The sequence below is a fragment of the Hymenobacter coccineus genome (genome assembly GCF_001816125.1).
GTDB classification, from domain to species: Bacteria; Bacteroidota; Bacteroidia; order Cytophagales; family Hymenobacteraceae; genus Hymenobacter; species Hymenobacter coccineus.
This window is the reverse complement of sequence record NZ_MDZA01000071.1, coordinates 1-10789: the sequence shown is the minus strand read 5'-3', so window position 1 is coordinate 10789 and position 10789 is coordinate 1. Positions and strand designations below refer to the sequence as shown.

Annotated in this window: 11 protein-coding genes; 5 read left to right on the top strand and 6 right to left on the bottom strand. The window is 62.0% G+C overall.

What is annotated here, in order from left to right; all coding sequences use genetic code 11:
* The 3 genes from BEN49_RS05630 to BEN49_RS05620 all read left to right on the top strand — a co-directional run.
* The coding region (locus BEN49_RS05630) for a helix-turn-helix domain-containing protein (protein ID WP_141765620.1) at positions 1-245 on the top strand (245 nt) is incomplete at its 5' end.
* A gap of 458 nt (positions 246-703) precedes the next feature.
* The gene (locus BEN49_RS05625; protein WP_070741950.1) at positions 704-2122 is read left to right on the top strand and encodes a vanadium-dependent haloperoxidase; all 1419 of its coding nucleotides are present in this window, start codon (positions 704-706) and stop codon (positions 2120-2122) included.
* Between the two features lie 323 nt (positions 2123-2445).
* Positions 2446-2754, top strand: coding sequence for a hypothetical protein (locus BEN49_RS05620; protein WP_125916549.1), 309 nt, complete (start codon positions 2446-2448; stop codon positions 2752-2754).
* Positions 2755-2842: 88 nt separating this feature from the next.
* Here BEN49_RS05620 and ettA read toward each other — a convergent pair whose 3' ends face one another.
* Positions 2843-4507 carry an energy-dependent translational throttle protein EttA gene (gene ettA, locus BEN49_RS05615; RefSeq protein ID WP_070741945.1) on the bottom strand — a complete coding sequence of 555 codons (1665 nt, stop codon included), beginning with the start codon at positions 4505-4507 and terminating at the stop codon, positions 2843-2845.
* A 199-nt stretch (positions 4508-4706) separates the two neighbouring features.
* Between ettA and BEN49_RS05610 the strand changes: the two genes are divergently transcribed.
* Complete coding sequence (locus BEN49_RS05610) at positions 4707-6023, top strand: DUF349 domain-containing protein (RefSeq protein ID WP_070741942.1); 1317 nt, start codon at positions 4707-4709, stop codon at positions 6021-6023.
* A 99-nt stretch (positions 6024-6122) separates the two neighbouring features.
* Positions 6123-6344 carry a DUF2795 domain-containing protein gene (locus BEN49_RS05605; protein ID WP_068238128.1) on the top strand — a complete coding sequence of 74 codons (222 nt, stop codon included), beginning with the start codon at positions 6123-6125 and terminating at the stop codon, positions 6342-6344.
* 153 nt (positions 6345-6497) lie between these two features.
* On the opposite strand, the gene BEN49_RS05600 is transcribed toward BEN49_RS05605, so the two are convergent.
* The 5 genes from BEN49_RS05600 to BEN49_RS05580 all read right to left on the bottom strand — a co-directional run.
* Positions 6498-7712 carry a lycopene cyclase family protein gene (locus BEN49_RS05600; RefSeq protein WP_070741939.1) on the bottom strand — a complete coding sequence of 405 codons (1215 nt, stop codon included), beginning with the start codon at positions 7710-7712 and terminating at the stop codon, positions 6498-6500.
* A 140-nt stretch (positions 7713-7852) separates the two neighbouring features.
* The gene (locus BEN49_RS05595) at positions 7853-8602 is read right to left on the bottom strand and encodes an LOG family protein (RefSeq protein WP_070741955.1); all 750 of its coding nucleotides are present in this window, start codon (positions 8600-8602) and stop codon (positions 7853-7855) included.
* Positions 8603-8859: 257 nt separating this feature from the next.
* On the bottom strand, positions 8860-9888 hold the full coding sequence (locus tag BEN49_RS05590; RefSeq protein ID WP_083325807.1) for a lysylphosphatidylglycerol synthase transmembrane domain-containing protein: 1029 nt from the start codon (positions 9886-9888) through the stop codon (positions 8860-8862).
* A 102-nt stretch (positions 9889-9990) separates the two neighbouring features.
* Positions 9991-10338, bottom strand: coding sequence for an aspartate 1-decarboxylase (gene panD / locus BEN49_RS05585; RefSeq protein ID WP_070741936.1), 348 nt, complete (start codon positions 10336-10338; stop codon positions 9991-9993).
* Between the two features lie 232 nt (positions 10339-10570).
* Positions 10571-10789: pantoate--beta-alanine ligase (locus tag BEN49_RS05580; RefSeq protein WP_141765619.1), on the bottom strand; the 219-nt coding region annotated here is incomplete at its 5' end.

Sequence of the window (10789 nt, the reverse complement as noted above, 5' to 3'; positions counted from 1 at the left end):
CCAGTGCGCCGCCAGCCACCGCGCGCCCGGCCCGGGCCCCCGCCGTGGCCACCCCTTTCAGTCCCCGCGAGCTGGAAGTGCTCCGCCTGGTGGTGGACGATTACTGCAACCGGGAAATTGCCGGCCACCTCTACCTGAGCGTGCGCACCGTGGAAAGCCACCGCCGTGCCCTGCTCCAAAAGTCGGGGGCTCGCACGCTGGTGGGGCTGGTGGCCTGGGCCCTGCGCGCCGGCATGGTAGCCTAGCCCCTCCGCACCGGGCGGCTACCGAGCCGACGCAGTGTTTTACCTCATCCAGAGCACAAAAAGCACAACATAAAATACTGCGTCGGGCGGTTCCTTTCTACTGGTTTTCTGATGCCCAAGAGTGTTACCAATGAGCGGAGCACTATGTTGCAGATCAGGTATATAGCTAATATACTGGTCGGTACGGTAGCGGCGTAGGTTTCGTGGGAGTTTCACGTGTCGGCGGTCACGGCGGTCCTGTTGGTATTTGCCTGTTGCAGCGTTGCCCTGTACTGGAAGCAGGAAATTAGGCCTGCGCTCCTTGCGGTTTGGCAATTGTGAATCCTGTTCCGCCGCGTATTTTCAGTGCTGGTACTGATGTAGTTAAGTAGGGAAAGAGAAATATTTGTGGAGCTCATGCACGGCCTCGCCAGCGCGGGTTGGGCCCTGTTTTCAATCGCTTCTCAACAACCCCTCTTATGCAGCCCGGAGACATCGTTATTGCCTGGAACAACATCTACCTGGACGTGGTGCGCCGTATCGGCGGCGCACCGGGGCCCCTGTCCCACATGGGAGCCGTTATGCACCTGGCCATGTACGAGGCCGTGAACCAGCTCTCGGGCAACACGTACCCCAACGTACTGGCCCCGGTAGCTCCGGTGGGCACCCCCGATCCGGCCATCAGCGCGGCCTACGCAGCTTGCTACGCCCTCACCGACGCGTTGGAAACCTACATCCGGCTGTCGAAGGGAGTGCAAGGGGGAGCCCTCAACCCACTTGACCCGTTTCAGGTGAGGGCCGGCGCGGAATTGCACGCGAAAGAGCTTATTAATGCCGGCTCCACCCCCGTTGACCAAGATTCCGACAAATTTGGCAAGGCCATATCGAATGCTATCAAGGCTAAATTCCCCATCAGTACCAGCGGGACAGTAACCTACGATGGCTTGAACATGACCGTAGATCCGGTTCTCAAGGACCACTTGAATGGCGAATGGCGCGATACCGGCTCTGGCTCTGCCCTGACTCCCCACTGGGGCGAGGTACCACTGTTTCTGCTCGACCCTGCCTCGCGGCCCATTTCCCACTACGAACCCAAAGACATTCCAACTTCCCTGTTCGATTACAGCAAGCTCCTGAAGTCGGAACTGTATGCGGCGCAGGTGCGGGAAGTGAAGCGTCTGGGGGGCATGCACTCTACGGAACGAACGCCGGACCAAACCGAAATTGCCATTTTCTGGGCCAATGACCTCAATGGCACCTCCAAGCCGCCCGGCCAACTCTACACCATTACCCAAACCGTGGCCAAGCAGCAAGGCACCCTGAAAGACCAGCCCGCCAGCGGCGCCACGCCCGCCACGAACGGCCTGATCGAAACGGCGCGCCTGTTTGCCATGGTAGGCACGGCCATGGTGAATGCCTCTATGGTGGCGTGGCACGCCAAATATTTCCTGCTGAACAGCAACAACAAGCCCCTGCGCCTGTGGCGGCCCGAAACTGCCATCCAACTGGCCGCTACCGATGGCAACAACGGCACCACCCCCGACCCGGACTGGCAACCGCTGTCAGCCACAATGAGCGGCACGCGCTTCTCGCCCAACTTCCCGGCCTACGTATCGGGGCACTCCACGTTTGGGGCCGCCCACGCGGCGGCCATGCGCACTTTCTACGACACCGACAACATTGCCTTCACTGCCACTACCGAAGACCCGCACGGCGCGCGCGACGCCAATGGCATCCGCCGCACCCGCTCCTTTACTTCCTTCACGCAGGCCGCGCTGGAAAACGGCCGCAGCCGCATCTACCTCGGCGTGCACTACCAGTTCGACGCGAGTGGCGGCTACGAAATAGGCACGCGGGTAGGCGAGGACACCGCCAAGTCGTTTCTTCTGGGTAGCTAACCCACGTTGCGGGGACGAGCCAGCTTTGTAGGAATGTTGGTGAGCACTTCCACAGGAGTGCAGACGAGCAAAATAAGCCGCCAGCATACGGAAGAAGCAATTAAGTATCCTCCGTGCGCTGGCGGCTTTTATTCATGGGAGGAAAACGGCTACCTATTACCCCAACCTCTTATACCGTACGCGCTTGGGCTCCACGTCGCCCAAGCGCTTGCGCTTGCCTTGGTCTAAACAGTTAACCAACAGTCATTAAAAACAACCACAATGGACCCTGAATCCATGGTTGCGGGGCCCCGGCTGGTATTTGGCCGGCATTTGTTGTCGCCTTGGTGGGGTTGCTCATTCCGGCCCTTCTAGTTTTGTTGTTATCCAAAACAATGACCGAAGCCAACCAGTGGAAGGCCAGCGAATTGGTGTCGTTGGCCGGTCTTTTTACGGGCATTGTGGGCACTCTGGTGGGAGCCTTCCTGGGGGTGCAGGTAGGGGCCCAAGGCAAGGATGCTGCGGAGAAGCAAACGGTACTAGCAGACAAGCGCGCAACCAAAGCCGAAGCCCGGGCCGATAACGCCGAACAAAAATTTATGCGCGCATTCATGGCGCTGCCCGCGGACCAGCAACAAAAATTCAGCAAATGATTGGCTTGCCAGCAGGATAAAAAAATGGCGCGAACCGAGCAGGTTCGCGCCATTTTTTTGATGCATTGAGGACAGGGCCCCGGGGGCCCTAGCCCAGCTTCTTGTACCGTACGCGCTTGGGCTCCACGTCGCCGAGGCGCTTGCGCTTGGCTTCCTCGTAGTCGGTGAAGTTGCCCTCAAACCACACCACTTCCGAGTCGCCCTCGAAGGCCAGGATGTGGGTGGCCAGCCGGTCGAGGAACCAGCGGTCGTGGCTGATGATGACGGCGCAGCCGGCGAAGTTTTCCAATGCATCCTCCAGGGCCCTAATGGCGTTCACGTCCAGGTCGTTGGTGGGCTCGTCGAGCAGCAGCAGGTTGGCGCCCTGCTTGAGCGTCATGGCCAGGTGGACGCGGTTTTTCTCGCCGCCGCTCAGCGTGCCCACCTTCTTCTCCTGGTCGCCGCCGCCGAAGTTGAACTTGCTCACGTAGGCCCGCGAGTTCACCGGGCGGCCGGCCAGCAGCATGGTTTCGGTGCCGCCCGTGATGGTGTCGAACACCGACTTGCTGCCGTCGAGCGAGTCGTGCTGCTGGTCGATGTAGGCTGTGAGCACCGTGGGGCCCACCTCGAAGGTGCCCGCGTCGGGTTGCAGCTGGTCGGTTATCATCCGGAAGAGCGTGGTTTTGCCCGCGCCGTTGGGCCCGATGATGCCCACGATGCCGCCCTGGGGCAGCGAAAAGCTCAGGTTCTCAAATAGTAGCTTGTCGCCAAAGGCCTTGCGCAAGCCCTCGGCCTCAATCACTTGGGCCCCCAGGCGCGGGCCGTCCGGGATAAACAGCTCCAGCTTCTGCTCCTTGTCCTTGGCTTCCTCGCTGGCCAGCTTGTCGTAGTTGGCCAGGCGGGCCTTGCCCTTGCTCTGGCGGGCTTTGGGCGACATCCGCACCCAGTCCAGCTCGCGTTGCAGGGTCTTGGCGCGCTTGCTTTCCGAGTTTTCCTCCTTGGCCATGCGGTCGGTTTTCTGCTCCAGCCAGCTGCTGTAGTTGCCCTTCCACGGAATGCCCGCGCCGCGGTCTAGCTCCAAAATCCAGCCTGCCACGTTGTCGAGGAAGTAGCGGTCGTGGGTCACGGCAATCACAGTGCCTTTGTACTGCTGCAAGTGCTGCTCCAGCCACAGCACGCTCTCGGCGTCGAGGTGGTTGGTGGGCTCGTCGAGCAGCAGCACGTCGGGCTCGCGCAGCAGCAGGCGGCACAGGGCCACGCGGCGCTTCTCGCCGCCGCTCAGCGTGCCGACGATGGCCTCCTGGGGCGGGGTGCGCAGCGCGTCCATGGCGCGCTCCAGGCGGGCGTCGAGGTTCCAGGCATCGAGCTGGTCCAGCCGCTCCTGCACAGTGCCCTGGCGCTCCAACAGCTTGTCAAAATCGGCGTCCTCAGCCCCGAAGGCCTCGTTGATTTCGTCGTATTCCTTCAGCAGGGCCACGGTTTCGCCCACACCCTCCTCCACAATTTCGCGCACCGTTTTGGCGGGGTCGAGCTGGGGCTCCTGCTCGAGGTAGCCCACCGAGTAGCCGGGCGAAAACACCACTTCGCCCTGGAACTGCTTGTCGACGCCGGCAATGATTTTCAGCAGGCTCGACTTGCCCGAGCCGTTGAGACCGAGCACGCCGATTTTGGCCCCGTAGAAGAACGAGAGGTAGATGTTTTTGAGAACTTGTTTTTGCGGCGGGTAAATTTTACTCACGCCGGCCATGCTGAAGATGATGGTCTGGTCGCTCATTGAGAAAGGCGTAGGGAGGAAATGGGGACGGGAAAAAACAAAGAACGGCAGCCTGCCCGGGAAACCGGCCCGCCCGGGGCCCCGCGCCGGGGCGGCTTCTGTTTCCCGCGCGGCTGTTTTCTCGTAAACTTGTAATTTCTGGCCGTTTCGTGCGGTCCCTGCCCTTCTTGTTGCCTCAAATTCCTGCCTGTACTTTCTTATGGAACCAACCGACCACATGCTGGCTGCCGCGCAGCGCTTCGGCTACGTGGCCGACGGCGACGTGTGGCTGCGCCCCGTGCTGGGCCAGCCCGCCCGCCGCGTGGGCCTGGTGAAGGAGTCGGACGCCGACGCCCTCACTTACTTCGCCCGTCGCTTCGCGGCCTTCCGGGCCAAAGTCGACGAGCTGTTGGACCGCATGGCGGCCAGCGACAACCAGGGCTCCTTCCTGATGAAGGTGCTGCACCTGAAAGAGCAAACCCTGGCCTACGACGCCCTGGGCGACTTTGCCGCCCTGCGCCAGCGGCTGGAGGCCGCCGAGGCCGAAGTAGCCGTGGGCGTGGCCCGCAACCGCGAGAAAAACCTGGCCACCAAAATCGGTTTCGTGGAAGAGGCCGAGGCCCTGCGCGAGAGCGTGGAGTGGATATCGGCCAGCGAAAAGGTGAAGGACCTGCGCCAGGGCTGGCTCAAAACCGGGCCCGTGGACAAGGACCTGGCCGACGAGCTGGAGGCGCGCTTCCAGGCCGCCATCCAGGTGTTTTTCGACCGCCGCCGCGCTTTCCAGGCCGATAAAAAGGCCATGGCCAACCGCGCCGTGAACCGCTACCGCGACCTGGTGCTGCAAGCCGAGCAGCTCAAGGAGTCGCCGCAGTTTGAGGTGGCCTCGCGCCAGCTCAAGCAGCTCCAGCAAACCTGGCGCGAGGTGGGCGGCAACCTGCCCAAGAAGCAGGCCGCCGAGCTGTGGGCGCGCTTCCGCGGGGCCAACAACTACTTTTTCGAGCGCCTCAAGCAGCACGTGGAAGCCCAGCGCGCCGTAGGGCCCCACGCCGGGGCCCCCGGCTCGCCCGAGGAGCTGCTGGCCCGCAAGCGCGCCCTGGCCGAGCGCGCCGAGGCCCTGCTGAACGTGGCCCCGCAGGAGGCCATCCAGCAGGCCAAAAGCCTGCAAACCGAGTGGAAGCAGGTGGGCACGGTGCGCGGCGACGAGTCGGACCGCATCTGGCAGCGCTTCATGCTGGCCTGCGACAAGGTGTTCGAGCTGAGCGCTTTGGAGTACCACCTGCGCAAGCGCCCGCTGCCCGAGGGTGGGGCCCCCGGCGGCCGGGCCCAGCTGCGGGCCGCCGCCCTGCGCGAGCTGCTCAAAACCGACGCCGAGGAGCTGGAAACGCTGCGCGGCAACTTCGGCAACCTGGCCGCCACGCCTGCCAACGAGGCATTTCGGCAGCTGCTGCAAACCAAAATCCGGTCGCTGGAACGGAAAGTGCGCACCAAAAACGATTTGATTGTACTTTTTGACCAGCAGGCCCGCAAATTGGCTTAACTTTTGAAGGCGGTTTACGTTGGCGGAAACGCAAAGCTTCTACCATATTTATTCAGTCTTTGCGCCTACCTTCGCTCAACTCTTTATTTCTTTTTTACTATGTACTGGACCCTCGAACTGGCCTCCTACCTGGAAGATGCCCCCTGGCCCGCCACCAAAGACGAACTGATTGACTTCTCCATCCGCTCGGGCGCGCCCATGGAAGTGGTAGAAAACCTCCAGGGCCTGGAGGACGACGGCCAGCCCTACGAGAGCATCGAGGAAGTGTGGCCCGACTACCCCACCAAGGAAGATTTTATGTTCAACGAGGACGAATATTAAAGGAATTAAAAATTAAAAAATGATGAATTAAAAATTCGCGCCGAGGGCATAAGATTTACTCTTTCCAGTGCAGATTTTTAATTCATCATTTTTTAATTTTTAATTTCAGAAAAGGAAGGGATAGGGCCCGGGTTTCGCCAGAAACCCGGGGCCCTATCCCTTCCTCTTTTTGCCCGGCCGGCCGCGCAGCACGTGCCCGATGGAGCGCATAAAGGGCCCAGGGGATACCGAGTTCATCACCCGTAGGTTGTCGGCCCAGCTAGTGGTTTCGTCTAGAAACCGGAAGATCCGCTCCACCGGGTTGCGCTCGAACAGCTGCCGGAAAATGTCGCGCGTGGTTTCGCCTCGGCGCTGCATGATGTCGAGCAGCAGCGTGTCGAAAAGCCGGAACTGCCACCGGTCGCCGGTGGCGTCGGCGGGCAGCTGGCCGGTTTCGGCCAGCGCCGCCACCAGCCGCGCCGATTGCGCCTGAATGCGCCGAAAGGCGTAGCCCGTGCTGGGCTTGGCCCGCCCGCCGCGCGTGCCCAGGTTGACGATGTGAGGCCCCACGCGGGCCGGTAGCGGGTGGTCGGTCATCGGGATGGCGCCGGCTTCCTCAGCCACCACGCGGTACTGGCCGGCGGCCAGGCCTAGCGTATGCTGCAAGTAATCAGCGATATGGGTCTCATAGTCGGCCCTGGGCAGCGGGGTTTCCGAAAACAGCGTGTACTCGACCAACGCCCGGCGCGGGCCGAACGGCAGCACGTAGATGAACCGTGCCTCGCGGTGCTGGGGCCCCCGGAAATCCATGAATTCCACCACACTGGGGTCGAACAAGTCGGCGTCGGTTTCCACTTCCCAGCCCACGAAGTGCTGCAATAGGTAGCGGTGCCGGGCGGGGTTTTGCACCACGGCGGGCGGGCGGCTGTCGAAGCCGTAGCGGGCCGTGGCGGTGCCGGCGCTGCCCTGGGCGCGCACGCCGGTGGGCGTGTTGGTCAGCTCGTCCACGGTGCCGCGCAGCAGCGTGAAGCGCGGGTTGGCGGCCAGGGCCTGGCGCACAAAAGTGTAGAAATCCAGCCCCCGAATCATCTGGTAGCGGTAGGGCCCCAGGCCGATAACCTGCTCAAAACCCGGGCTGCGGAACGCAATGCGGTGCCACTCGTGCGCCACAATGGCCTCGAAAAGGTGCGGCTCGGCCGTCCAAAACGACCAGGTGCGGTCGTTCTGGTCCTTGGCCTCGGGCTCGATGAGCAGCACGGTTTTATCGGCCAGCCGCGGCTCCTGGCTGAGGTGGTAGGCCAAGCTGAGGCCCGCCGCACCGCCGCCCACAATGAGGTAATCGTAGGCTGCGGACTTATCGAATGAGGCAGGGTTTGAAGAGGGCAGCATAGTGTTGCAAAGGTGGGCCTGCTGCAAACAAGAAAGCCGGGCCCCAGGGCCCGGCTTTCGGTAGCATTAAGCAGATGATCGACAAAAACCGCCGGTTAAGAAATCAGCAAAATCACGGTTAATCACGCCTAATCAGTGATTTAGAAGTTGGGCGAGAGCGAATACTTGTGGTAGAAGTCGTCGATGATTTTCACGGCCTCGCTGGCGTCGTCCACAATCTGAATCAGGTTCAGGTCTTCGGGCGAGATGTTGTGCTCCTGGCTGAGCATCACGTCGGTAATCCACTGGAACAAGCCGTTCCAGTAGGCCGAGCCCACCAGCACGATGGGAAAGCGCCCGATTTTTTTGGTCTGGATGAGCGTGATGGCCTCAAACAATTCGTCGAGCGTGCCGAAGCCGCCGGGCATGCCCACGAAGGCCTGGGCGTACTTCACGAACATCACCTTACGCACGAAAAAGTAGTCGAAGTTGATGCACTTGTCCTGGTCGATGTAGATGTTGTGGCTTTGCTCGAAGGGCAGCTCGATGTTGAGGCCCACCGACTTGCCGCCCTCGGCGCGGGCGCCCTTGTTGCCGGCCTCCATGATGCCCGGGCCCCCGCCCGTGATGACGCCGTAACCGTGGCGCACCAGTTTGGCGGCAATTTCCTCGGCCAGCTGGTAGTAAGGGTTGTCGGGCTGGGTGCGGGCCGAGCCGAAGATACTCACGCAGGGCCCGATTTTGGACATCTTCTCGAAGCCCTCCACAAACTCGGCCATCACCTTGAAAATCTGCCAGCTGTCGGCGATTTTAATCTCGTTCCAATCCTTGTCCACAAACGCCTTGCGCAGGCGCTGCTCGTCGTCGACGGCGATGCCGGTCTGGCCCTCGCCGTGGGCCTGCTCGCGCATTTCGGTGATGGAGGTCAGCTTGTCGTCGTTGACGTTGGGCTGCTTGATGGTTTTGCCACTGCCGGCGTTCTGGATGTCGTCGGCCAGCTTGGTTTTGCTGGTTTTGGGCGTTTTGTTAAGTTCGGCCATATATAAATAGGGTGGGAGGTAGCAAAAGAAAAACCGCCCCGCGGGCGGGGCGGCCAAAAGTAGGGCGTCAAAGTTACCGAATTGTTACCGGAAAATGGCCGTTGCGCCGGCCGGGCCGCTGGGGCCCCCTACGCCGCCTCGGCCGCCACCGCCCGGCCCGGGCGCCCGGCCTGCACCATGCTGAGAGCGAAGCTGATGCCACCGAGCAGCACCACCAGCAGCGTTTGGGCCCCGTGCACCACCAAGGCGTAGGCAATGCCGGCCTCCAGGCCCACGCCGTAGGCCACCAGCGTGCTCTGCACCATCACGTGGAACGGCCCGATGCCGCCCGCCACCGGCGCGGCCATGCCCACCGCCCCAAAGGTGAGCACCGCCAGGCCCGCCCGCAGGCCTAGCTGGTCGGTTTCGGGAAAGCAGAAAAACGCCAGGTAATCCATCAAAAAGTACACGCCCCAGGTGAAGGCCGTGTGCGCCAGAAATACACCCTTGCGCTCCATGCGCCAGATGCTGAACATGCCCGCCAGCATGCCCTTGGCAAACGCCACGGCCCGGGCAAAGAGCCGGTGCTGGCGTAGCCGCTCTAGGTTGCGCACCAGGGCCCCGGCGGCCAGCGCCAGCAGCAGCGCCCCAATGGCAGCAGCCCACAGCAGGGGCGTGCGGTTACGGGCCAGTGCATCGAAGCGCCCGCCCAATACTTTGTCGGTGAAGAAGGTCCAGAACGTGTGGAAGTCGAGCAGCAGCGTGGCGGCTAGCAACGAAGCCAGTACCAGCACGTCAATCACCCGCTCCGTCACGACCGTGCCCAGCGACACTTCCACCAGCACGCGGCTGGTGCGCCGCAGCACCGAGCAGCGGATGACCTCGCCCATGCGCGGCAGCACCAGGTTGGCCAGGTAGCCCACCATCATGGCGTGGTATACCTCCCAATAAGGAGTTTTGTGCTGCGATGCCGTAAGCTGCATCTGCCAGCGGTAAGCCCGGCTGAAGTAGCCCAGCGCTGAGAGCGTGAGCGTGAGGCCCAGCCAGAAGTAGTTGGCGGTGCGGATGTATTGCCCGATGCGCGAGAGATCCTGGCCGCGCACTGCGTAGGCCATCAGGGTCCCCGACACGGCCAGCAGCAGCGCGTACTTGAGGATGGTGAAAAGGGACTTTATCAAGGAGTGAATGGGTGAATGGGTGAATGAGCGAATGGGTGGATGAGTAAGCAGGGGCCCTAAGTAGCCGTCATTTACTCATTCAATCATTCACCCATTCACCCATTATACCAAGCGGTTGTGCTCGTTGGGGAAGATGACGGTGGGGCGGTGGGCCCGGGCCTCGGCAAAGTCAATCTGGGCGTAGGAGAAGATGATGACCACGTCGCCCAAAGCAACCTGGCGGGCAGCGGGCCCGTTGAGGCACAGGGTGCCCGTGCCCCGCTCGCCGCGGATGGTGTAGGTCTCGAACCGGGCCCCGTTGTTGACGTTGACGACCGTTACCTTCTCGTTTTCCACCATGTTGGCCGCGTCCAGCAGGTCCTCGTCGATGGTGACGCTGCCCACGTAGTGCAGCTCGGCCTGCGTAACCGTGACGCGGTGGATTTTGGATTTCATCACCTCGATGTACATCGCCATAAACGGGGAAAGCTGGAATTGGTCGGAAGGATAAGATTTGGGGCCGCAAAGGTAAGAGGGTATTTTAGGGTGTGCGGGTAAGAGGTCTTAACCTGTACTACCAAGCTGTGCTTGGTTTCGGATAGGGCCCCTGAGGCAAGACCCCTGCGGTGCCAGCGCAGCTTGGTGGTACAGGTCAAGGCCACTGCTACCCCCTCCTACCCCCACACCCTCCTACCCTCTCACCCTAAAATACCACCACCACGTTGTCGATGAGGCGCACGCCGCCCAGGTCGGCGGCTAGGCACAGCACCACGGCCCGGCCCGGGGCATATGCTGCCAGCGGCTGCAAGGTGGCCGCGTCGGCCACGGCGAAATACTCCAACACAATTTCCGGGGCCCGGCCAGGGCGGCTTCGGCCTGGGCTTGCACCTGGGGCGGGCGGCAGGCCCTGGCGTACCTGGGG

Bases quoted from the DNA above. Each gene is read 5' to 3' on its own strand.
- BEN49_RS05625 (WP_070741950.1), top strand. From the start codon at position 704: ATGCAGCCCGGAGACATCGTTATTGCCTGGAACAACATCTACCTGGAC.
- ettA (WP_070741945.1), bottom strand. From the start codon at position 4,507: ATGAGCGACCAGACCATCATCTTCAGCATGGCCGGCGTGAGTAAAATT.
- BEN49_RS05610 (WP_070741942.1), top strand. From the start codon at position 4,707: ATGGAACCAACCGACCACATGCTGGCTGCCGCGCAGCGCTTCGGCTAC.
- BEN49_RS05605 (WP_068238128.1), top strand. From the start codon at position 6,123: ATGTACTGGACCCTCGAACTGGCCTCCTACCTGGAAGATGCCCCCTGG.
- BEN49_RS05600 (WP_070741939.1), bottom strand. From the start codon at position 7,712: ATGCTGCCCTCTTCAAACCCTGCCTCATTCGATAAGTCCGCAGCCTAC.
- BEN49_RS05595 (WP_070741955.1), bottom strand. From the start codon at position 8,602: ATGCGCGAGCAGGCCCACGGCGAGGGCCAGACCGGCATCGCCGTCGAC.
- panD (WP_070741936.1), bottom strand. From the start codon at position 10,338: ATGTACATCGAGGTGATGAAATCCAAAATCCACCGCGTCACGGTTACG.